17 protein-coding genes and 1 pseudogene are annotated in these 21,764 nt (G+C 67.0%); 9 read left to right on the top strand and 9 right to left on the bottom strand.

The features are described from left to right. Positions 1-2: 2 nt before the first annotated feature. Together ACN2C8_RS00585 and galE are read right to left on the bottom strand one after the other, a co-directional pair. Positions 3-2,411 (bottom strand): EAL domain-containing protein, encoded by a 2,409-nt coding sequence (locus tag ACN2C8_RS00585; protein ID WP_419253817.1) that lies wholly within the window; start codon positions 2,409-2,411, stop codon positions 3-5. A gap of 131 nt (positions 2,412-2,542) precedes the next feature. Beyond that, positions 2,543-3,526: a UDP-glucose 4-epimerase GalE gene (gene galE, locus ACN2C8_RS00580; protein WP_419253815.1), complete on the bottom strand. Its 984-nt coding sequence runs from the start codon at positions 3,524-3,526 to the stop codon at positions 2,543-2,545. Between the two features lie 200 nt (positions 3,527-3,726). Here galE and ACN2C8_RS00575 point away from each other — a divergent pair, with 200 nt between their 5' ends. Continuing rightward, positions 3,727-5,034 carry a UDP-glucose dehydrogenase family protein gene (locus ACN2C8_RS00575; RefSeq protein WP_419253813.1) on the top strand — a complete coding sequence of 436 codons (1,308 nt, stop codon included), beginning with the start codon at positions 3,727-3,729 and terminating at the stop codon, positions 5,032-5,034. Beyond that, complete coding sequence (locus ACN2C8_RS00570; protein WP_419253811.1) at positions 5,031-6,008, top strand: NAD-dependent epimerase/dehydratase family protein; 978 nt, start codon at positions 5,031-5,033, stop codon at positions 6,006-6,008. The genes ACN2C8_RS00575 and ACN2C8_RS00570 overlap by 4 nt, the downstream gene beginning before the upstream one ends. On the opposite strand, the gene ACN2C8_RS00565 is transcribed toward ACN2C8_RS00570, so the two are convergent. From ACN2C8_RS00565 to ACN2C8_RS00550, 4 genes are all read right to left on the bottom strand, one after another. Further along, positions 5,993-6,859: a DMT family transporter gene (locus ACN2C8_RS00565; RefSeq protein ID WP_419262215.1), complete on the bottom strand. Its 867-nt coding sequence runs from the start codon at positions 6,857-6,859 to the stop codon at positions 5,993-5,995. The genes ACN2C8_RS00570 and ACN2C8_RS00565 overlap by 16 nt on opposite strands. 41 nt (positions 6,860-6,900) lie before the next feature. After that, a complete protein-coding gene (locus ACN2C8_RS00560; RefSeq protein ID WP_419253807.1) occupies positions 6,901-7,803 on the bottom strand; it encodes an SDR family NAD(P)-dependent oxidoreductase in 903 nt (300 codons plus the stop codon). Between the two features lie 82 nt (positions 7,804-7,885). Then, positions 7,886-8,761 (bottom strand): WecB/TagA/CpsF family glycosyltransferase, encoded by an 876-nt coding sequence (locus ACN2C8_RS00555; RefSeq protein WP_419253805.1) that lies wholly within the window; start codon positions 8,759-8,761, stop codon positions 7,886-7,888. Between the two features lie 122 nt (positions 8,762-8,883). Continuing rightward, on the bottom strand, positions 8,884-9,882 hold the full coding sequence (locus ACN2C8_RS00550; protein WP_419253804.1) for an NADPH:quinone oxidoreductase family protein: 999 nt from the start codon (positions 9,880-9,882) through the stop codon (positions 8,884-8,886). 69 nt (positions 9,883-9,951) lie between these two features. Here ACN2C8_RS00550 and ACN2C8_RS00545 point away from each other — a divergent pair, with 69 nt between their 5' ends. Both ACN2C8_RS00545 and pgm read left to right on the top strand, forming a co-directional pair. After that, positions 9,952-10,827, top strand: a complete 876-nt coding sequence (locus ACN2C8_RS00545; RefSeq protein WP_419253802.1) for an isoaspartyl peptidase/L-asparaginase family protein — start codon at positions 9,952-9,954, stop codon at positions 10,825-10,827. Between the two features lie 63 nt (positions 10,828-10,890). Next, positions 10,891-12,531, top strand: a complete 1,641-nt coding sequence (gene pgm, locus ACN2C8_RS00540) for a phosphoglucomutase (alpha-D-glucose-1,6-bisphosphate-dependent) (protein ID WP_419253800.1) — start codon at positions 10,891-10,893, stop codon at positions 12,529-12,531. A 71-nt stretch (positions 12,532-12,602) separates the two neighbouring features. Here pgm and ACN2C8_RS00535 read toward each other — a convergent pair whose 3' ends face one another. Beyond that, the gene (locus ACN2C8_RS00535) at positions 12,603-13,316 is read right to left on the bottom strand and encodes an NAD-dependent deacylase (protein WP_419253798.1); all 714 of its coding nucleotides are present in this window, start codon (positions 13,314-13,316) and stop codon (positions 12,603-12,605) included. 174 nt (positions 13,317-13,490) lie between these two features. On the opposite strand from ACN2C8_RS00535, the gene ACN2C8_RS00530 reads away from it, so the two are divergent. The 3 genes and pseudogenes from ACN2C8_RS00530 (at position 13,491) to ACN2C8_RS00520 (ending at position 15,782) form a co-directional block, all read left to right on the top strand. Continuing rightward, positions 13,491-14,618: a ferritin-like domain-containing protein gene (locus tag ACN2C8_RS00530; RefSeq protein ID WP_419253797.1), complete on the top strand. Its 1,128-nt coding sequence runs from the start codon at positions 13,491-13,493 to the stop codon at positions 14,616-14,618. Between the two features lie 86 nt (positions 14,619-14,704). Beyond that, positions 14,705-15,244: pseudogene (locus ACN2C8_RS00525) on the top strand (lipocalin family protein). Between the two features lie 4 nt (positions 15,245-15,248). Continuing rightward, positions 15,249-15,782 (top strand): lipocalin family protein, encoded by a 534-nt coding sequence (locus ACN2C8_RS00520; RefSeq protein ID WP_419253795.1) that lies wholly within the window; start codon positions 15,249-15,251, stop codon positions 15,780-15,782. On the opposite strand, the gene ACN2C8_RS00515 is transcribed toward ACN2C8_RS00520, so the two are convergent. After that, positions 15,779-16,885, bottom strand: coding sequence for a hypothetical protein (locus tag ACN2C8_RS00515; protein WP_419253794.1), 1,107 nt, complete (start codon positions 16,883-16,885; stop codon positions 15,779-15,781). The two genes, ACN2C8_RS00520 and ACN2C8_RS00515, sit on opposite strands and share 4 nt — an antisense overlap. Positions 16,886-17,037: 152 nt before the next feature. Here ACN2C8_RS00515 and mmcB point away from each other — a divergent pair, with 152 nt between their 5' ends. Continuing rightward, complete coding sequence (gene mmcB, locus ACN2C8_RS00510) at positions 17,038-17,490, top strand: DNA repair putative endonuclease MmcB (RefSeq protein WP_419253792.1); 453 nt, start codon at positions 17,038-17,040, stop codon at positions 17,488-17,490. Between the two features lie 58 nt (positions 17,491-17,548). Here mmcB and recQ read toward each other — a convergent pair whose 3' ends face one another. Further along, the gene (gene recQ, locus ACN2C8_RS00505; RefSeq protein ID WP_419253790.1) at positions 17,549-19,393 is read right to left on the bottom strand and encodes a DNA helicase RecQ; all 1,845 of its coding nucleotides are present in this window, start codon (positions 19,391-19,393) and stop codon (positions 17,549-17,551) included. Between the two features lie 242 nt (positions 19,394-19,635). On the opposite strand from recQ, the gene ACN2C8_RS00500 reads away from it, so the two are divergent. After that, on the top strand, positions 19,636-21,597 hold the full coding sequence (locus tag ACN2C8_RS00500) for a transglycosylase domain-containing protein (protein ID WP_419253788.1): 1,962 nt from the start codon (positions 19,636-19,638) through the stop codon (positions 21,595-21,597). Positions 21,598-21,764 lie beyond the last annotated feature (167 nt).

Below are 21,764 nucleotides of genomic sequence, written 5' to 3'. Positions count from 1 at the left end.
TCTCAGGCGGCGGAACGCCTGGCGCGCTTGGCCGCCGGGGCGGCGACCGGGGCCGCCTTGGTCCAGGCATCTAGCGTGTGCAGCGGCGCCGGCCGGCCGATGGCGTAGCCTTGCAGCTCTGCGCAGTCCTCGCTGCGCAGGAAGTTGATCTGCTCCTGGGTCTCCACACCCTCGGCGACGACCGGAATCTCCAGACTGCGACCCAGGCCCAGGACAGCGCGGACAATAACGGTCGCGCGGTCATGGCGGTGGATGTTCTCGACGAAGCTCTTGTCGATCTTGATCTTGTCGAACGGAAAGGACTGCAGCGTGGAAAGCGAGGAGAAGCCTGTGCCGAAATCATCCATGGCGATGCGAACGCCCAGCGCCTTGAGCCGGCGCAGGTTGTCGAGCGCCCGCTGATAATCCTTGAACAGCGCGCTTTCGGTAATTTCCAGCTCAAGCCGGTGGGGCGACAGGCCGGTCGCGATCAGCACCTCGTGCACCAGGGTCGGCAGGGCGGGGTTGTTCAGCTGCAGCGGTGAGAGGTTGACCGCGATGCGCAGCGGCTTCTCCCATGAGGCGGCGTCGGCGCAGGCGCGCCGCAGGACCCATTCACCCAACGGGGCGATCAGGCCGTTCTCTTCGGCCACCGGAATGAAATCGAGCGGCGGGATCATGCCGCGGGTCGGATGCTGCCAGCGAACCAGGGCTTCGAAACCGCAAACCTCGCCATCGGAAGCGCGGGCCAGGGGCTGGTAGTAGACCACCAGCTCGCCGTCGGCGATGCCCTGCTTCAGGTCACGGGCCAGCGAGCGGCGCTCACGGATCGACTCGTCCATCTCGCGCTTGAAGAAGCGATAGATCCCGCGCCCGCCTTCCTTGGCGCGATACAGCGCCATGTCGGCATTGGCCATCAGGGACTCTGTCGTGCGGCCGTCGTCGGGGTAGAGGCTGACACCCAGGCTGGCGCCCATGGCCAGGTCCTGACCTTCGAACATGACCGGGGTCGCCAGAATGTCCAGAAGTCGGCCCGACAGCTCGGCGGCGGCCGTAGGCTGGCCGCCCGCTCCCACCTGCACAACCATGAACTCGTCGCCACCCAGCCGTGCGGCGAAGGAGGGCGCCGAGACAGAATCCTGCAGACGGCGGGCCGTTTCAACGAGCAGGGCATCGCCCGCCGGGTGACCGTGCTGGTCGTTGGCTTCCTTGAAATGATCGAGGTCGATACAGATCACCGACAGGGTCTCGCCCGAGGCCTCAACGCGCTCTATGGCGGCGGCCAGGCGGGTCTGCAGTGAGTTGCGATTGGGCAAACCGGTCAGGCCGTCATGCTCGGCCAGATAGCGGATCTTCTCTTCGGCCGAGCGGCGTTCCCGCAGGTCACGGACCGCCAGCACGGTCAACCCCGAGGTCTCCGTGCGGGCTCCGTCGTCCATCAGACGCGAGAACACCTCGACGGGAATTTCGCGGCCGCCTTCAAGCGGTTGCAGAAAGCCTTCGCGGCGCAAGCCGTCGCGGGAGGCCTCGTCGCCGTCGAAGGTGAGGATCGCGCCAAACAGAGGCTTGCCCTTGAGCTCATCAAGCGGCGCGCCGGCCAGCTCGCAGAAGGCGGCATTGGCGTCGTTGATACGGCCGTCCTGGACGACGACAATGCCCTCATAGGCGGCGTTGGCCATGCGGCGAATGCGTTCGAGGGCCGAGCGCGTGGTCTGGGATTCGATCGCGACGGCGCCGAGCCCGCCGAGGATGATCAGACCTGTGATGCTGGTGACGGCCAAGGTCAGGAAGCCGCCCGAAAGCAGTTGCTCGGGAACCACGATCGAAGCGTCGGGCACAATTGTTATGGCGCCCATGCCGGTGAAATGCAGGGCGCAGACGCCCAGGGTCAGTATGGCGCCGCCCAGAATCTGCTTGCCGATACTGCGAGCGCGGCCCGCGAGGATCAACGCGGCCGTGGAGCCCGCTACGCCAAACAGCACCGAGACGCCGACCGTTGCATGTTCCCAGACCAGATGGCCCTGGGTCACGAAGGCGGTCATGCCGGTGTAGTGCATGGAGGCGACGCCCATGCCGAGGATCAGGCCGCCGGCCATGTCATTGGTGCGCGTGCGCTGCGCCGAGGCAATAACAAAGCCAGATCCCACAAACAGGACGGCGATCATCAGGGACAAAAGGGTGCCTGTCGGGCTGAAGCCCGTTTTCAGACCGGGGTCGTAGGCGACCATACTGATGAAGTGGGTAGCCCAAATGCCCGCCCCACACACCAGGCCCGTGAGCAGCAGCCAAGCCGCTCTGACGAGCCCCTTGGCGCCGCGCATGCGTGAGTAGAGTCTGAACGCGGTGAAGCAGGCGGCGAAGCAAACGACCGCCGCCACGCCGACCAACCGATAGTCATGCTCGGTCGTCAGACAGGTCAAAACCTTCAACACACGCGGTTCCCCCGGATAACAGCCCTGATAGGATACCGGGAGAGTTACAAATAAACTCTTTCAACGCGCGGTCGTGCGACACTTGGCCATGATCCCCCTGCATCAGGGGTCGGATCATCCCTGATCAGCCTTCACCGACCCGCGGCCGCCTGGGCCTGATGCCAGCGCCAGGCGCCCTCAAGGATCACGTCGAGATCGCGCGACGGGGTCCAGCCCAGCTCGGCGCGGGCTTTGGCGTTGTCGCCCACCAGGATCGGCGCATCGCCAGGCCGGCGCGCAGCCATCTGCACAGGAAGAGGCTTTCCGGTCGCGCGCTCGACCCCGGCAATCAGTTCCTTGACCGTCGTGCCATGGCCGGTGCCGAGGTTGTAGCTGCTGCTCCCAGCGCCATCGAGCAGTCGGCGCAGCGCCGCGACATGGGCGTCGGCCAGATCCAGAACATGGACGTAGTCGCGAACGGCGGTGCCGTCACGGGTGTCATAGTCGTCGCCAAAGATCGTGAAATGCGAGCGCTGACCCAGGGCCACCTGAATGGCCAGGGGAATGGCGTGGGTCTCGGGCTCGTGCCATTCGCCGATACGGCCCTCGGGATCGGCGCCGGCGGCGTTGAAATAGCGCAGCACCGTGCTGCGGAAGCCGACATAGCGGCCATAGTCGGCCAGGGCCTGCTCGACCATCAGCTTGGTGCGGCCATACGGGTTGAGCGGCGCCTGCGGATGGGTCTCGTCCATTGGCAGCGTCACCGGATCGCCGAAGGTGGCGCAGGTCGAGGAAAACACCATGGCCTCGACGCCGGCCCGGCGGGCGGCCTCGATGAGGTTGATTGTGCCGGCGACGTTGTTGTCGAAGAAGGCGCCGGGATCCTTGACCGACTCCCCGACCTCGATGCGGGCGGCGAAGTGCAGGACGGCGACGGGCTTGTGAGCGGCGAACACCGCGTCCAGCCGGGCGGCGTCACGAATGTCGCCAATCTCCAGCGGCCCCCACTGGACGTGCTCGCGGTGACCATTGGACAGATCGTCGAAGACCACAGGCTTGAAGCCCGCCGCCGACAGGGTCAGGCAGGTGTGGGAGCCGACATAGCCGGCGCCGCCGGCCACCAGAACGGTTTGCATGAAATTCCCCTCGCGACGCAGGCCTCTGGCTATCGGCTTTGGGTCAGGGTTGGAAGTCCAGTGTGGCCCGCCGAGACGTTCGTCATGATGATGTCATGGGTTGAGCGTCTAGGGCAGGCAGCTTGCCTCATCGTCGCAATTGCTGGATTAGGCACAGGCGTCGTCCGTCGGGCGATGATCAATCGAATCAGGATGTTTCGATGCGCGTAGCGATGATTGGCACGGGCTATGTGGGCCTGGTGTCGGGGGCATGCTTTGCTGATTTCGGTCACGTGGTGACGTGTATCGACAAGGATCCGAGCAAGATCGAACGGCTGGAGAAGGGCGAGATCCCGATCTTCGAGCCCGGTCTGGATGACCTGGTCGCCCGCAATGTCCGCGAAGGCCGGCTGTTCTTCACCCTGGAAGGCGCCGACGCCGTCAAGGCCGCCGACGCGGTGTTCATCGCCGTGGGCACGCCCACCCGTCGCGGCGACGGCCATGCCGACCTGTCCTACGTCTATGCCGCCGCCGAAGAGATCGCCGGCCTGATCGACGGCTTCACCGTCATCGTCACCAAGTCGACCGTGCCGGTCGGCACCGGCGACGAGGTCGAGGCGATCATCAAGCGGGTGCGCCCCGACGCCCAGTTCGCCGTGGTCTCCAACCCCGAGTTCCTGCGCGAAGGCGCGGCGATCGAAGACTTCAAGCGCCCTGACCGCGTGGTGGTCGGCACCGAGGACGAGCGCGCCCAGGCAGTGATGCGCGAGCTCTACCGCCCGCTTTCGCTGAACGAGACGCCCATTGTCTTCACCGGCCGCCGCACGTCCGAACTGATCAAGTATGCCGCCAACGCGTTCCTGGCGATGAAGATCACCTTCATCAACGAGATGGCCGACCTGTGCGAAAAGGTCGGGGCCGACGTCCAGCAGGTGGCCAAGGGTATCGGCCTGGACAAGCGGATCGGCGGCAAATTCCTCAATGCCGGTCCCGGCTATGGCGGCTCATGCTTTCCCAAGGACACCATCGCCCTGGTCCGCACAGCCCAGCAGTACGGCGCGCCGGTCAAGCTGATCGAGGCCACGGTGGCCGTGAACGACGCCCGCAAAAAGGCCATGGCGACCAAGGTCGCCGACGCCATCGGCCTGTCCGATCTGACCGGCAAGACGATCGGCGTGCTGGGCGTGACCTTCAAGCCCAACACCGACGACATGCGCGACGCGCCCAGCCTCGACATCCTGCCGGCTCTGCAGGCCATGGGCGCGACGGTGCAGGCCTATGACCCCGAAGGCGCCAAGGAAGCGGCGCACATGCTGCCGGGCGTCGAGTTCAAGGCCGGCGCCTATGAGGCCGCAGAAGGCGTCGACGCCCTGGTGATCCTGACCGAGTGGGACCAGTTCCGGGCTCTGGATCTGGACCGCCTGAAGCTGCTGATGAACAGCCCCGTCGTCGTCGACCTGCGCAATGTCTACAAGCCCAGCGAGATGGTGCGCCACGGCTTCACCTACGCCAGTATCGGGCGGGGATGATGGCTTCACCGATCATCGTTACGGGCGCGGCCGGCTTCATCGGCATGCATGTCGCCGAGCGGCTGCTGGATCGCGGCGAGACAGTGATCGGCGTCGACAACTTCAACACCTATTACGACCCGGCTCTGAAGGCGGCCCGGGCCGCGCGGCTGGAAGGCCGTCCCGGCTTCACGATGGTCCGCCTGGACATCGCTGAGCACGAGGCCTTGCTGCAGTTGGTCAAGACCTCCGGCGCCAAGCGCGTGGTGCATCTGGCCGCTCAGGCCGGGGTCCGCTACTCGATCGACAACCCGTTCGCCTATGAGCGCAGCAACCTTGCTGGCCATCTGGCCGTGCTGGAGGCCTGTCGCCACAGCGGCGTCGAGCATCTGGTCTATGCCTCGTCGAGCTCGGTGTACGGCGATCGGCCGCTCAACGGCTCAGGGTTCAAGGAAACCGACCCAGCCGAGACGCCGGTGTCGCTCTATGCGGCCACCAAGCGCTCCTGCGAGCTGATCAGCCAGAGCTACGCAGCGCTCTACGGCTTTCCCCAGTCGGGCCTGCGGTTCTTCACCGTCTATGGCCCCTGGGGCCGGCCCGACATGGCCTACTACGGTTTCACCGAGAAGATCCTCTCGGGCGAGCCCATCGAGGTCTATGGCGAGGGCGAGATGGCGCGCGACTTCACCTATATCGACGACATCGTCGACGGGATCGTCGGCGTCCTCGACCACCCGCCGGCCCAGGGCGGGCACGAGGTCTACAATATCGGCGACAATGACCCGGTCGGGCTGATGGAGATGATCTCCACGCTCGAAGCCGCGCTTGGCGCCCCGGCCATCAAGATCATGCGGCCCATGCAGCCCGGCGATGTCACCGCCACCTACGCCAATATCGACAAGCTCCACGCGCTGACCGGATACCGGCCCAGGGTCAAGTTGGCCGATGGGCTCGCAAAGTTCGTCGCTTGGCGGCGGGGCTATTCCGGCGACTGATCGACCAGGGCCCTGCGCCTGGACACCTGGTGCTCCCGCCAGGAGATGAACAGGGTCGAGCCCACCACGATGGCCGCCCCGATCAAGGTCGCCGTCTTGGGCACCTCATGGAACAGCAGGAAGCCGACCAGTACGGCGAAGACCAGCCTCGTATAGTCGATCGGGGCCATCACGGCCGCCTCCCCTGCCTGCATCCCCTTGATATAGGCCCCTTGGGTCAGGGTGCCGATCACGCCCATGGCGGCCAGCAGGCCAAGGTCTGGCAGACTGGGCCAGCGCCAGACGAACAGGGCTGGAGGAATCGAAAACACCAGGCCCAGCACGGCCGCATAGACCAGCAGGGTGAACGGCGAGTGGTCGCGGGTCATCACCTTCATGCCGGTGATGGTCAGGGCAAACAGCAGAGCCGCCGCCAGGGCCGCCGCCTGCGGCCAGCCCAGCCAGCCGCCGGACCCATCGGCTCCGGGTTGCAGCATGATCAGAACGCCCAGGAACCCGACCACTGCAGCGCCGATCCGCAAGGGTCCGATCGGCTCCCGCAAGATCAGGCCGGCGAACGGCACCAGCCACAGGGTCCGGGTGAAGGACAGAGCGTTGGCGTCGGCCAGCGGCAGTTCCTGATAGGCGTAGAAGCTGAGGATCAGGGCCAGAACCCCGGCGCTGGACCGGAAGATCAGGATGCCTGGCCGGGTGGTGTAGAACGTGCCGCGCCAGTCGCGCGCCATTAGCGGCAGCAGGATGATCACCCCCGCCAGCTGCCGGTAGAAGGTCTGCAGGGCGGCCGGATAGCCCGGCCCCAGATACTTGATCAGGGTGGTCATCGCCGTGAAGCCGACCGCAGAGGCCAACATCCACAGCGCGCCACGCAGGTTGGGTGTTAGGGCGCTCGCCGTCACCCGGCCGCGCCGCCCTGGTTTCCTTGGGTGGCCATGGCCGTTCGCATCTGCTCGGCCTGTTCCGTCGTGATGCCCATGGCCGACAGAATGGGCGAGGGCGCGTTCTTGTCCCAGCTGCTACGGCCGCCCACCGTGATGCCACCGTCCACCACGATGTGGGTGCCGGTCACGAACTCGGAATCGTCGCAGGCCAGATAGAGGGCTGCGCGGGCGATGTCCTCGGGCAGGCCGGCCTTGGGGATCGGCTGGATCTTGGGACCCACCTCGGCGACGCGGGCGGCCATCTGGTCGGCGACGTCGCGGGGCAGCCCTATCGAGGCGCCGAAGATCGAGGTGGCGATGAGGCCCGGGCAAATGGCGTTGACCCGGATCCTGTCAGGCGACAGCTCGGCCGCAGCGCAGCGGCTCATGTGGATCACGGCGCACTTGGCGGTCGAATAGGCCAGCGGTCCGAAACCCGCCTGCAGGCCGGCGATCGAGGCGGTGTTGATGATCGAGCCACCGCCGCGCTCCAGCATCAATGGCACGGCATATTTCATGCCCAGGGCCGGGCCGCGCACCAGCAGGGCGAAGGTCTGATCCCAGCCCTCGGCGGTCATGTCGGCGACGCCCAGCGGCGTACCGCCATGGCCGGCGTTGTTGAACAGGATGTCCAGGCCGCCAAAGGCGTCCTTGGCCATGTTCACGGCCTTGGCGATGTCCGCCTCGACGGTGACGTCGCAGCGGGCGAAGCGCACGGTGTCGGGGAAACGCTTCTCCAGCATCGCACCCTTGTCTTCCTGCAGGTCGGCGGCGATGACGCTGGCGCCCTCGGCGACAAACAGTTCGACCGCGCCCAGGCCAATGCCCGAACAAGCTCCAGTGATGACGGCGACCTTGCCGTTCAGACGTCCAGCCATAGCGTTGTTCCTTCGCGCTCCCGCCCCGACCTCTGATGGATCGGTGATCAGCGATCATACTCGCGGAGGACGGAGGGCTTGGCTAGCCTGGAAAGGCGCTCGCGCCCTCGATCTGAGCGGATGGCTTGGTCAGGAAGGCCTGGCGCAGGTCGCCCATGGCCGGCCCGACCAGGAACCAGGGCTCGACGCAGTAGCGCGAAAAGAGCCGGCGCGGATCGGCCATGAGGCGAAACAGCCACTCGACGCCGATCTGCCCCATCCAGCGGGGCGCGGCCTTCTGGACGCCGGCCTCGTAGTCAAAGGCGCCGCCGACGGTGAAGTGGGCGCAGGGGCTGGTGATCGCCTTGTGGTTCTCAAACACCCAGATCTCCTGGCGCGGCATGCCCATGCCAACCAGCAGGATGTGAGGCTTGAAGGCGTTGATCTTTGCGACCACGGCCGCATTTTCGTCCGAGCCGGGGCTGGCGTCGAAATAGCCGTGGTGGGTCGAAAGCTGGACGCCCGGATGGTCGCTCAGGATCGTCTCGCTCGCCGCCTCGGCCACGCCAGGGGCGCCGCCGACGAAGAAGACCCGCCAGTTTTCCTGCTTGGCCTTGGCCCAGAAGAAGTCGCGCCAGTCCAGATAGGTGCAGCGGTGGAACTGTCGGCTGGAGCGGCCGATCACGCGAGCCCAGGCCAGCAGCGGCGTCGAATCCACCTCGACCAGATCGGCGACGGTGAAGAAGGCCCGGACCTTGGCGCTCTTGCGGGTCAGGTACAGGCTGTGAAGATTGTGGTTGGCGATGATCGAGGACACACCCCGCGCCAGCCGCGCGCCGACGAAGTGGAAGACTTCCTCGTGGCGCACCAGGTCCATGGTCTCGCCCAGCAGCTTGACCCGCTCGTTGGCCCGCCGCTTGAGGCGGAACGGTCGAGCGGCCTCCTGCGAAGGCGGAACGGAACGGGCAGTCTGCGACATCGGCGGCTTTCGTGAGAACCGCGTTCAGTCTCGGGGATGGCTCGTAAGCATCCCGATAAATTTCGTCCTTAGCGCCCCTTAACCCTGACGACGCAACGGCCGCCGTCAGGGCCCGGAGGGTTTTAGTCGTTGGTCACGACCACCTTGCCCATGGCCTTGCGGCTGGCCAGATGGGCAATGGCGTCGCCGGCCCGCTCCAGCGGGAAGCGCTCGGAAACGTGTGGCTTGATCTTGCCCTCGGCGTAGAGCGCCATCAGTTCCTTGACGTTCTGGGCGTGGCCGGCCGGATCGCGGGCCACCGAGGCGCCCCAGAACACGCCCACGATGTCGCACGACTTCAGCAGGGTCAGATTCAGCGGAATCTTGGCAATGCCCGACGGGAAGCCGATCACCAGGAAACGGCCGTTCCAGCCGGCGGCGCGGATGGTGGCTTCCGAATAGTCGCCGCCGACCGCGTCATAGGCCACGTCCCAGCCATTGGGGCCGCAGGCCTCCTTGATCAGATTGGCCAGGGCCTTCTGGCCGTCCTTGTCGAACGGTCCGCGCGGATAGACCACGCCGCTGTCGGCGCCGTGGGCGATGGCCAGATCGACCTTTTCCTGGCTGGAGGCCGCGGCGATGACGCGCGCGCCGGCCGCCTTGCCCAGCTCCACGGCCGCCAGACCGACGCCGCCGGCCGCGCCCAGCACCAGCAGGGTCTCGCCGGCCTTGAGGGAGCCGCGATCCTTCAGGGCGTAGTACGAGGTGCCGTAGGTCAGGATGAAGGCCGCGGCCTCGTCGAAGGGCATGTTGTCGGGGATCGCGGTACAGCGGGCCTCTTCAAGGGCCAGCTTCTCGGCCATGCCGCCCCAGCCGGTCGAGGCCAGCACGCGGTCGCCGACCTTGAACTTCGTCACGCCCTCCCCGACGGCGGCGATCAGGCCCGAGACCTCGCCACCCGGCGCGAAGGGACGGTTCGGCTTGAACTGGTACTTGTCCTCGATGATCAGCACGTCGGGATAGTTGACGCCGCAGGCCTTCACATCGATCAGCACCTGACCGGGACCGGCCACGGGATCGGGCAGTTCCGACAATTCCAGGGTTTCGGGGCCGCCGACCACCGTGCTGAGAACCGCCTTCATCTGTCTTCTCCCGTCTTTATTCGTTAAGAGGCCGGACGCTAACGCAGGGCGCGCGACCAAGGAAGCGGAATGTCAAACAAACGTTTTAGTCTCGCCCTGCACGGCGGCGCGGGCTCGGCGCCGGGTCATGACTACGGCGCAGAGATCGCCCACATGCGCGGTCTGGTCGAGGCGGCGCGCGACCATCTGGCCGCCGGGGCCAGCGCCCTGGACGTCGCGGTCGAGACCGTCGTGGCTCTGGAGGCCAGCGGCCTCTACATCGCCGGCAAGGGCGCCTCGCCCAATGCGGCCGGGGCCTATGAGCTGGACGCCTGCCTGATGGACGGGGCCACCGGCCGCGCCGGCTCGATCGCCGCCCTGCAGGGGTTCGAGAGCCCGATCCTGGCCGCCCGGGCCGTGATGGAAAAGACCCCGCACGTCATGCTGGCCGGCGAAGGCGCCATGGCCTTCGCACGGTCGCAGGGCCTTGAGGAGATCGCCGATCCGGCCAGCTGGTTCACCCATGCGGGGGCCTTCGAGAGCAACCATCCGCCCGATCACCCGACCGGCACCGTCGGCTGTGTGGTTCGCGACAGCGAAGGCCGGCTGGCGGCGGCCACCTCGACGGCCGGGGTGTTCGGCAAGATGCCGGGGCGCATCGGCGACAGCCCTCTGATCGGGGCTGGCGCCTGGGCCGACGACACCGTTGCCGTCTCCTGTACGGGCCAGGGCGAATATTTCATCCGCACGGCCGTGGCGGTGCAGATCGCCCACCGCATGCGCTTTGGCGGCGAGAGCCTGGAAAGCGCGGCGGCCGCCGCCATAGCCGGGGTCGCGGCTCTGGGCGGTGACGGCGGGCTGATCAGCATCGACCGGGACGGCAGGGTCGCCATGCCGTTCGCCTCGGACGGCGTCAAACGCGCCGCCCTGATGCCGGATGGAACAATCTTCAGCGCCGCGTTCTGAAGACAGCCGTCCAGACTCTGCACCGAATTGAACGCCCCACCTTCGATCGATAGGCTTCCCGACATGCATGCACGCGCTGGCCAGCTGGCCCGACCCGAAGACCTGATCGATCTGGCCGCCCTGACCGGCGCCTATTTTGACCGCAAGCCCGACATGACCAGTCCCGGCCAGCGGGTGGCGTTCGGCACGTCCGGGCACCGGGGCTCCAGCCTCGACGGGGCCTTCAACGAGGCCCACATCCTGGCGATCACCCAGTCGATCGTGGAGTATCGCGCTGCCCAGGGCATCACCGGCCCGATCTTCGTCGGCCGCGACACCCACGGTCTGTCCGAGCCCGCCTGGCGCAACGTGATCGAGGTGCTGGTCGCCAACGGCGTCGAAACCCTGATCGACGACCGCGACGGCTTCACCCCGACCCCGGCGGTGTCGCATGCCATCCTCGCCTTCAATCGCGGCAAGACCTCGGGGCTGGCCGACGGCATCCTGATCACCCCGTCGCACAACCCGCCCCGCGACGGCGGTATCAAGTACAATCCGCCGTCGGGCGGACCGGCCGACGGTTCGGCCACCTCGGCGATCGCCAATCGCGCCAACCAGCTGATTGAAGGCGGTCTGGCCGACGTGCGGCGCATGCCGTTCGAGCGGGCGATCGCCCAGGTGGGGCGCTTCGACTTTCTGGGCCGTTATGTCGACGACCTCCCGAGCGTGCTGGATCTCGATATCATCCGCAGCGCGGGTGTGAAGATCGGCGCCGACCCGCTGGGCGGGGCCAGCGTCGGCTATTGGGGCGAGATCGCCGACCGTCACCGCCTGGACCTGACCGTGGTCAATCCGACGGTCGATCCGCGCTGGGCCTTCATGCCGCTGGACGCCGACGGCAAGATCCGCATGGACTGCTCGTCGCCCTGCGCCATGGCCAATCTCATCAAGGCGATGGCTGGCGGCGCGGGCTATGACGTCGCCACCGGCAACGACGCCGACGCCGACCGCCACGGCATCGTCACCCCCGACGGCGGGCTGATGAACCCCAACCATTTCCTGGCCGCCTCGATCTCGTACCTGTTCAGCCATCGCGAAGGCTGGGGCCCCGACGTGGCCGTCGGCAAGACCCTGGTCTCGTCCTCGATGATCGACCGCGTGGTGGCCGGCCTAGGCCGCAGGCTTCTGGAGGTGCCCGTCGGCTTCAAGCATTTCGTGCCCGGCCTGCTGGACGGTAGCGTCGGGTTCGGCGGCGAGGAATCGGCCGGGGCCGCGTTCCTGCGCCGCGACGGGACCGTGTGGACGACGGACAAGGACGGCCTGCTGCTGGCCCTGCTGGCCGCCGAGATCCAGGGCCGCACCGGACGCAGCGCCAGCAAGCTGTATGACGATCTGGCCGAAAAATATGGCCGACCGTCCTATGCCCGCATCGACGCCCCGGCCGACCGGGCGCAGAAGGCGCGGCTGGGCGCGCTGAGCCCGTCCGACGTGACGGCGACGAGCCTGGCCGGCGAGCCGATCACCGCCACCCTGACCACCGCGCCGGGCAATGGCGAGGCGATCGGCGGGCTGAAGGTAGTGACGCAGAACGCCTGGTTTGCGGCGCGGCCGTCGGGGACCGAGGACGTCTACAAGATCTATGCAGAGTCGTTCTTGGGGGACGAGCATCTGAAGCAGGTACAGGCCGAGGCGCGCGAAGTGGTGGCCGGGGCTTTGAAGGGCTGATCCGGCCACGCCCCTCCACCCGCCGAGTGGCCTAAAGTCGAGCGCGCCAGACTGGCTCCCAAAGAGCCCCCTCAATCCCCGAGCAGCTCACTCACCCATTGGCTCACCTTCTCCGTCGCAGGCCCATAGATCCGCCGGTCGAAAGCATGGGCGTTGTCGGACCGCGTCACATTGATCTCGCAGGTCGGGATGCCCAGGGCCCGCGCCTCGGCCACGAAGCCGGCGGCGGGATAGACCGAGCCCGACGTGCCGATAGCCACGAACAGGTCGGCCTCCTCCAGAGCCTGTTCGATCTGGTCCATGAACATCGGCAGCTCGCCGAACCACACCACGTCCGGCCGGGTGGCGCCCACCGTTCCGCATTCCGGGCAGACCTGGCGGGCGGTCAGCGGGCCCCGGTCGGTCCAGTTGCCCGAACACATCGTGCAGCGGGTGACGGTCAGTTGACCATGCATGTGGACGACCCGCCGGCTGCCGGCCTTTTCGTGCAGGTCGTCGACGTTCTGGGTGCAGAGGAAGATCCATCCGCCCAGGGCGGTCATCTCGCGCTCCAGCCGGGCCAGGGCGATGTGGGCGGCGTTGGGGGCGGCGATCTCGAGGATCTTGCGACGGGCCGAATAGAAGTCGCGCACCCGGGCCGGGTCCCTGGCGAAGCCCTCGGGCGTGGCCAGTTGGGCCAGATCGTTCTGGGTCCACAGGCCGTCGGAATCGCGAAAGGTCTTCAGGCCGCTCTCGGCCGAGACCCCCGCGCCGGTCAGGATGAAGATGTTCAGCGGCTGGACCATTTCAGCTTCCCCCTCTGGCGCCCTCTGGGCGGTCGCCGATGGATCGCCTCTGGAGCGAACCTGACGCGTCCGTCATTTTTAATTTGACCCATCCTCGAGATTGAGTTGACAGTGTTTAGATCGTTGGAAGCTGGCGCAAGACCTGCCCCAAACCAGGCCACCGGAGGAGCCCCCATGACGGACAAGAACATCACCAAGGACGCCATGTACGACGCGGTGGCGCCGGACGACTTCGAGTCGATGCTCGAACTGGACCGCTACAACAACCGCTCCACGGCCTTCGACAAGATCATTTCGGCGACCCATGACCATTTCTGGGATCCGCTGGACAAGGCCTATATCGATTTCGACGTGCCGTTCGACATGGAGAACCAGGCCCTGGTGCCCGAGGATCTCGTGATCGCCCTGTCGACCGACTATGTCTCCAATCACCTCAGCGATCCCAAGACGCGCATCCGCTTCATCAACCAGTCGGTGCTGCGCAGCTTCTCGTCGATCCTGCACGGCGAACAGGGCGCGCTGAACCTGTCAGCCTCGCTGTGCCACGTTCTGAAGGACCAGGGCGCGCAGGAATATGCCGCCAACCAGACCCGCGAAGAGGCCCGCCACGTCACGGCCTTCGCCAAATACATCAAGGCGCGCTGGGGCAAGCCGGTCGAGTGCGGTCCGGCCCTGAAGACCCTGCTGGTCGAGATCATCGGCGCGCCGGAAGTCTACAAGAAGATCATCGGCATGCAGATGCTGGTCGAGGGCCTAGCCATGGGCGCCTTCGCCACCTTCTACAACCAGATCAATGATCCGGTCGGCAAGAAGATGCTGCAGCTGGTGATGACCGACGAGGCCTTCCACCACAAGTTCGGGAAGATCTGGGCCGACCGCACGGTGCCCAAGCTGTCGGCCGAGGAACATGCGATCATCGAGGACTGGGCGGCGCACTGCTTCCAGACCCTGCTGTTCAACCTCGTCTCGCCGCACCAGCAGATGGATCTCTATGCCGAGTTCGGCCTGGATCCCGACAAGGTGGTCGAGGAGTACGGGAAGATCATGACCGACGACGTGCGTCGCGAGGCCATGAAGGAGCAGACCAACATCTTCCGCGTGCTGGTCAAGACCCTGCTGAACGCCGGCATCATCACCGACCGCACCAAGGCCTTCTACGCGATGTATGTCGACATCGAGGAGCTGAGGGGCGAAGGCGATCGCACCGTCGGCGACGACATCGCCGAGGAGGGCATTCGCCACCTGCAGGCCATCAACTTCCGCAATCGTCCGGCCGGCGCGATCGGCATCGCCGCCGAATAGGCTTTCGATCAAGCCAAACAGGCCGCTCGCCCGGAACAAGGGCGAGCGGTTTGCGTTTGAGTTGCCTTGTTGGCAAGGTTTGCTCCATGCGCAGTCTCAACCTGATCTCCGCCGGCGGACTCGCCTGCGCCCTCGGTGTTGCTGGAATGGCGAGTTCGGCCCACGCCGCCGCCAAGCCTCCGGCCAAGGCCGTCTCGGCAGAGTTCTATTCGGGCCAATGGTTCGAGATCGCCCGCACGCCCAATTCAGGCCAGCGCGACTGCGAGGCGGCCTCCACCCAGTTCACCAGCACCGGGGCCAGCGGCTTCAAGGTCGTGCAGATCTGCCGCAAGGGCTCGGCCTCGGGCGCGGCCAAGACCTTCAACACCACGGGCAGGATCGTCGCCGACACCCGCAACGCCAGGTTCTCGATGAGCTTTTTGGGCGGCCTGAGAACCCAGGAGTACTGAGTGCTGGACAGGGCCGACGACCAGTCGTGGGCGATCATGGCCACGCCGGGGGGCAACTATGTCTGGCTGCTGTCGCGCCGGGCGGACATGCCTTCGGACATCAGGGCGGCAGCCCTGTCGCGGGTGAGGGCGTTGGGCTACGCCAAACTCGAATTCCCCGCCCATCCGGACGTCTGATCGCATGAAACCCTGGACCCTCACCCTGACCCTGCCCCTGCTGCTGGCCGCCTGCGTGGCGGGGCCCAGCGGCAATCCCAGCCCGCCCCAGCCGGCCAAGGCCGTGGAACTGGATCGCTATCTGGGCCTCTGGTACGAGGCCGCCCGCTACGACATGCGGTTCGAGAAGGGCTGCGAGGGCGTCACCGCCGAATATTCCAAACGTCCCGATGGCTTGGTCCGGGTGCTCAACACCTGCCGCCAGGGCGCAGTAGACGGTCCGGTCAAAACCAGCGAGGGTCGGGCAAAGATTGTCGATGCGGCGACCAACGCCAAGCTGAAGGTCTCGTTCTTCGGTCCGTTTTGGGGCGATTACTGGGTCATGGACCACGCCGACGACTACAGCTGGAGCATCGTCGGCGAGGGCTCGGGCAAGTATCTCTGGCTTCTGACCCGCAAGCCCCCGACCGGTCTGGAGCGCGAGGCCCTGACCGCCCGGGCCAAGGCCATGGGCTATGACGTCTCGATGCTGCGACCGACCCTGCAACCGGCGCCTTAAGGGCGCTTGCCCGGCCAGGTGAGATAGCCGTTGGCGTCGCGGCCGGCATAGCGGACCTCAGGTGGCGGCGGGGTCCGCGACGGCGGCGCCTCATAGGGCCGGGCATAGGGGTATTCGACATAGGGCGGGAGGGGCTGGGCTGGCGGCGACTCCCAGCGCTCGAACTCGGCGATCGCGACCGGCGCCGCCGCGAGCGGGGCAGGGTTGATCCTTCGCGGAGGCGTTGGAGGACTTGGCGCGGCCTCGAGCCAGACCGGCGGCGCAACCACCGGCGCTGGCGGCGGAAGTGTCGACATCACAACAGCGGCCGGTGTCGCCACCCGGGTCTCGATTGGCGACATCTCGGCGATCGTCCTCGTCTGCGGGAAGGGCGCGATCCCCCGGCCTTCCGGGGGCCGCGCCGACGGAAGGTAGAGGCTTCTGATCGCGATCTTGAACTGACCCAGACAAGCCTCATGGCCCGCCGCGAAGTGCGCCTTGGCGAGTTCCCCGGCGTCCGGGCGATAGAGGGCGCTCTCGCTTTTCAAGAGCGCAGGGGCCTCCCACCGGCAGAGGGTGTTGACCGCGACGGCTCCAGTACGGCCGTCGATGACGTCCAGCTTCGCATAATAAGTCGCGTCCTTTTCGTACATCGCCGAGCCGACCACGCTCCAGCCCATGTTCCGCACATCGACGATGTAGCGGGCGCCGACGGCCATTTTGGCAATCGCCTTGGGCTTCTGGCGCTCGATGGCGATCGGCTGCTCAAGAACGACCGCTTCCCGGCCCTCGGCCAGCGTCCAGGCCAGTTCGCGCGCCAGGTCAGGCGTCGGATCGACGATCTGGTTTTTCCGGGCCAACTGCGCGCCGGACATGTTTTCAACGATAGCCTGGCCGATCACGGCGCCCACCATGCCGGCCAGTCCCATGCCGGGGGGATTGAGGTTGACCTCCACGCCGGAGCGCAGACCGGGCGACTTGCGCTGTGTGAAGGCGATGGTCTCGGTCGAAGGCTCGGCGAGAGCCGCTTCGGCCGGAGGGGGCGTGCGCGGCGCGGCCGTCGCAACGCCTTGCGACGCCAGAGCCACGGTCGTGGCGATCGCCAGAACAGAACACGTCTTCACAGCACCGCCCGCCTAACGCCCCGCTTGATATATTCGGGCTATTGCGCCGAAAGGTTGTGGTCAAAGCGTCGCGCCCAGAGCGGGAACGGGGCTCGCCCGACGCGATGCTTTTTAACCTTGATCCGCGAACAAAGCTGGAACAGGATCAAGCCATGGACGTCGTGATCGACCTGCGCCCATCGCGGCCCGAGACCACCGACGCGGTCACCCGGGGGGCCGCGCGGTTCCTGGTGTCGCTGGGCTATGCGCCCCTGGCCGAGGTGACCCTGCCCAACGGGCGGCGGGCCGACCTGATGGCCCTGGGACCAAAGGGCGACATCCTGATCGTCGAGGTCAAGTCGGGGCTGGAAGACTTCCGCATCGACCGCAAGTGGCCGGAATACGCGCCCTATTGCGACGCCTTCTATTTCGCGGTCGCCCCGCATTTTCCGGACGGTATCCTGCCCGAGGAACCGGGGATGATCGTGGCCGACGCCTTTGGCGGCGCCGTGGTCCGCGAGGCGCCGGTCGCGCCGCTGGCCCCCGCCCGCCGCAAGGCCCTGACCCTGGCCTTTGCGCGGCTGGGAGCGATGCGGGCCTCTGGCGTCAAGGCCGACCAGCTCTAGCTTTCTGTTTTCGCATCGTCTTTGCGGAAAACCGGCATCTACTTTTCCGCACGACGCTCTAGTTCTCGCGAACCACCTTCAGCACCGCCTCGCCATAGCGATCCAGCTTGCCCTGGCCGACGCCGCCGGCCTTGGCGAGGGCCGGCAGGCTGGACGGACGCGCGGCGGCGATCTCGGCCAGGGTGGCGTCGTGGAAGATCACATAGGGTGGCACATGCTGGGACTGGGCCTGTTCGCGGCGCCAGGACCGCAGGGCCTCGAACAGCGCCTGATCTTCCACGGGCACCGTCAGGGCCTTGCCCTCGCGGCGCTTGCGCGGCGCGCCGGAGCGGGTGGTCGGATCGGACGCCTCCACCTGCTGACGCAGGCTGACCTTGCGCTCGCCGCGATAGACGGCCTTGACGCCCTCAACCTCGCCCAGACCGATCAGCGGCCGGCCGTCATTGGGATCCTCGCGCAGCAGCCCTTCGAAGACCAGGGTGTCGAGCAGATCGCGCCAGGTGACGGGGCTGTATTCGCGGCCGATGCCGAAGGTCGACATCTGGGCTTCCTGCGGCGTGACGTCCTTGGTCTTGCCCAGCAGATGGTCGATCAGCCGGCCGCGCCCGAAGCGTCCGCCCAGGCGGTGGGCGGCCGACAGCGCCTTCTGGGCCGCCTGTGTGGCGTCGATCCCCTGGGGCGGCGAGGTGCAGATGTCGCAGACCCCGCAGACGGCCACGCCCTCCTCGCCGAAATAGCGGCGCACGGCGGCGGCGCGGCAGGTGGTTCCCTCCAGCATCGCGTAGAACTGCCGCAGCTTGCGGGTCTGGACCTGTCGGACCTCGTCGGGTGCCTCGCGCCCCTCGATGCGCTTGCCGGCCCAGGCCAGGTCGGCCGAGCCATACAGGGTGATGCCCTCGGCCGGCTGGCCGTCGCGCCCGGCCCGGCCGATCTCCTGCCAATAGGCCTCGATGGCGGCGGGCGGATCGGCGTGGATCACGAAGCGGACGTCGGGCTTGTCGACGCCCATGCCGAAGGCGATCGTCGCCACCATCACCGCCGCGTCGGCCTCGAGGAACTCCTCCAGCCGCCGGGCCCGGACGTTCTTGTCGAGGCCGGCATGATAGGCCAGCGCGGGAACGCCCTGGGCGATCAGCTTCTCGGCCAGCTTTTCGGTGGAGTCGCGGCTGCCGGCATAGACGACCCCGGCCCGGCCCGGGCGTTCCAGCACCAGCTCGACCACCCGGTCATGACCCTTGCCACGCTTGCGCTCGGCGTTCAGGGCCAGTTCGGGGCGAGCGAAGCTGTCGACAAACTCCGCAGCCCCCTCGAGGCGAAGCTCGGCGCGAATGTCGTCGCGGGTCCGGGCGTCGGCGGTGGCGGTGACGGCCAGGCGCGGGACGTTGGGGAAGACCTCGGCAATGCGACCCAGCATCCGGTATTCGGGCCGGAAATCGTGACCCCACTGGCTGACGCAGTGGGCCTCGTCGACGGCGACCAGGGCCAGGTTCAGGCGCGACAGCCGGTCCAGCATCGACGGCTGCATCAGGCCTTCGGGCGACAGGTACAGCAGATCCAGCTGGCCTTCGTCGATGCGCCGCCAGATGTCGGACCGCTCGTCGGGGGTGGTATTGCTGTCCAGGCGCTCGGCCGCCACGCCGGCCTGCTTCAGCCCAGCCACCTGGTCGGCCATCAGGGCGATCAGCGGCGAGACCACCAAACCCAGGCCCGGACGGATCAGGGCGGGGATCTGATAGCAGAGGCTCTTGCCGCCGCCGGTCGGCAGCACGGCCATGGCGCTGCGGCCGGCCAGCAGCTCGCCGATCACCCCGGCCTGCAGACCTCTGAAGTCAGCATGGCCGAACGTCCGGCGCAGGACGTCACGGGCGGTGTCGAGGGGAGCGGAATCAACGATCGTGGGCACGGCGGACTTGTGACAGCGGGGATGCGCAGCGCCAAGGCATTCCTGGCGCGCCGGTGGATTTCAGAACACGTCGCTCAACTTCAAATGGCAATACCACAACTGCGCCGCCGCGCCATAACGGCGCCGCGTTCGGCGTTTACCTCTCGTCAATCTTGTCGCGCGTTTTGTGGGCTTCGGCTAAACGGGACGCTGACGCGCGCCCCCTCACACCCCTTCTGGCGCACCGTGGGATAAGAGACGACATGGCCAACGGCACCTTCGGCGGGAACAGACCGGCGAAGCCCCAACGTACGCCGCTGCAGGCCGCGCTCTATTGGGGCACGGTCGTCGGCGTCTGGGGCCTGATCTTCATCGTCGCCTTCTTCGCCGTGTTCGCCAGCGATCTGCCCGATACGTCCAAGCTCTATGACGTCAAACGCCAGCCCTCGATCAACTATCTGGATCGTTCGGGCGCCCTGCTGGCCGTGCGCGGCAGCCAGTACGCGCCGCCGGTCGATATCGACGCCCTGCCCAAATATGTCCCGGCCGCCTTCGTGGCCATCGAGGACCGCCAGTTCTATCGCCACTTCGGCTTCAACCCCTGGGGCATCCTGCGCTCGGTCGCCTGGAACATGACCCATGACGGCCCCCAGCGCGGCGGCTCGACCATCACCCAGCAGCTGGCCCGCAACCTGTTCCTCAGCCCCGCCCAGAACTATCGCCGCAAGGCCCAGGAGCTGATCCTGGCCGTCTGGCTGGAGCTGAAGTTCAGCAAGAAGCAGATCCTGGCCCTCTATATGAACCGGGTCTATTTCGGGGCCGGCGCCTATGGCATCGAGGCCGCCTCGCAGCGCTATTTCAACAAGCCCGCCAATCAGCTGACCATCGGCGAGAGCGCCCTGCTGGCCGGCATGATGAAGGGCCCTGCCCGCTATTCGCCGGTCAGCGCCAGCGAACGCGCCGCCCGCCGCGCCACCGTCGTGCTGGACGAGATGGTGCGCATCAGGGCCATCACCGCCGAGGAGCGCGACGAGGCCTTCAAGACCCCCGTGCAGGTCTCGGCCACCCTGGCCAACCAACGGGCCCAGTATTTCACCGACTATATCGATGGTCAGGTGCGCTCGCTGGTCGGCGAACCCACCGAGGACCTGGTGGTCGAAACCACCCTGGACCTGCCGATCCAGGTGGCCGCTGAGCGCTCGGTCAAGCTGGGCGTCGAGGGGCATATCAAGCAGGGCGTCGAGCAGGCGGCCCTGGTGGCCATCGACGGCGAGGGCCGCATCCGCGCCTATGTCGGCGGGGCCGACTATGGGGAAACCCAGTTCGACCGCGCCACCACCGCCCGCCGCCAGGCCGGCAGCGCCTTCAAGCCGTTCGTCTATCTGACGGCGATGGAGCAGGGCCGCACGCCCAATGTCATGGTGGTCGACGAACCTGTGAAAATCGGAAGTTGGGAGCCCAAGAACTACACCAACAAGTATCTGGGCCCGATGACCCTGCAGACCGCCCTGGCCCAGTCGATCAATACGATCGCCGCGCGCCTGGCCAATGAGGTCGGCACCAGCAATGTGGCCAACACCGCCCGTCGCCTGGGCATCACCAGCAAGATCCAGCTGGATCCGTCGATGGCCCTGGGCGCGGTCGAGGTCTCGCCGATGGAAATGGCCCAGGCCTATGCCCCGTTCTCGAACGGCGGCTTCCTGGCCAAGGGCTACGGCATCGAACGCATCCGCACCGCCAGCGGCAAGGTGCTGTACGACCACGGCGTCGAGAAGACCTCGCGTCCGGCCGTGATCGGCTCGCCGGGACTGCAGTACATGAACCAGATGATGCGCCAGGTCGTGACCGCCGGCACCGGGACCCGCGCCAAGGTCGCCAGCTATGATGTCGCCGGCAAGACCGGCACCACCAGCGACTACCGCGACGCCTGGTTCGTCGGCTATTCTGGCGGCTTCGTCGCCGCCGTCTGGACCGGCAAGGACGACAATACCCCGATGAAGCGGGTGACCGGCGGCGGCGCCCCGGCCGAGATCTGGCGCAACTTCATGGCCGCCGCCCTGCCGCGCCTCAAGTCCACCCCGATCCCGGGCGGTGTCATCGAACCGCCACCGGTGGTGGGCGAAGACCTGATCGGCGACCTGATCGATCCGTCCGCGCCGCCGGAAGGTCCCGGCGCCGAGGTCCCGGCGTCGACCACCCCGGCGGCGGACAACCTGCCCTATTGACGGCGCTTGGGCGCCCGGCGGCCTTGCCCGCCAGGCGCCCGGCCCCGCTTAGCGGCAAATGGCGCAAACAGACGGGCCGGCGCCGTCGGGCTCTTTACGCTGCGCGCCAAGCCCTTTAGCGGTGGAGCTTGAGGGATGGGGGTCTCTTAGAGTCAGGCCAAACCTGT

This window comes from Caulobacter sp. ErkDOM-C (genome assembly GCF_048541825.1).
Taxonomy (GTDB): Bacteria; Pseudomonadota; Alphaproteobacteria; order Caulobacterales; family Caulobacteraceae; genus Caulobacter.
The sequence above is the reverse complement of the archived record's forward strand: the minus strand, read 5'-3'. Positions and strand labels throughout refer to the sequence as shown.

Coding starts and splice junctions, on each gene's coding strand:
- ACN2C8_RS00570 (WP_419253811.1), top strand. CDS start 5,031: ATGATGGCTTCACCGATCATCGTTACGGGCGCGGCCGGCTTCATCGGC.
- ACN2C8_RS00530 (WP_419253797.1), top strand. CDS start 13,491: ATGACGGACAAGAACATCACCAAGGACGCCATGTACGACGCGGTGGCG.
- ACN2C8_RS00575 (WP_419253813.1), top strand. CDS start 3,727: ATGCGCGTAGCGATGATTGGCACGGGCTATGTGGGCCTGGTGTCGGGG.
- ACN2C8_RS00565 (WP_419262215.1), bottom strand. CDS start 6,859: ATGTTGGCCTCTGCGGTCGGCTTCACGGCGATGACCACCCTGATCAAG.
- mmcB (WP_419253792.1), top strand. CDS start 17,038: ATGGACGTCGTGATCGACCTGCGCCCATCGCGGCCCGAGACCACCGAC.
- ACN2C8_RS00560 (WP_419253807.1), bottom strand. CDS start 7,803: ATGGCTGGACGTCTGAACGGCAAGGTCGCCGTCATCACTGGAGCTTGT.
- ACN2C8_RS00535 (WP_419253798.1), bottom strand. CDS start 13,316: ATGGTCCAGCCGCTGAACATCTTCATCCTGACCGGCGCGGGGGTCTCG.
- ACN2C8_RS00550 (WP_419253804.1), bottom strand. CDS start 9,882: ATGAAGGCGGTTCTCAGCACGGTGGTCGGCGGCCCCGAAACCCTGGAA.
- galE (WP_419253815.1), bottom strand. CDS start 3,526: ATGCAAACCGTTCTGGTGGCCGGCGGCGCCGGCTATGTCGGCTCCCAC.
- ACN2C8_RS00555 (WP_419253805.1), bottom strand. CDS start 8,761: ATGTCGCAGACTGCCCGTTCCGTTCCGCCTTCGCAGGAGGCCGCTCGA.
- ACN2C8_RS00520 (WP_419253795.1), top strand. CDS start 15,249: ATGAAACCCTGGACCCTCACCCTGACCCTGCCCCTGCTGCTGGCCGCC.
- ACN2C8_RS00500 (WP_419253788.1), top strand. CDS start 19,636: ATGGCCAACGGCACCTTCGGCGGGAACAGACCGGCGAAGCCCCAACGT.
- ACN2C8_RS00545 (WP_419253802.1), top strand. CDS start 9,952: ATGTCAAACAAACGTTTTAGTCTCGCCCTGCACGGCGGCGCGGGCTCG.
- pgm (WP_419253800.1), top strand. CDS start 10,891: ATGCATGCACGCGCTGGCCAGCTGGCCCGACCCGAAGACCTGATCGAT.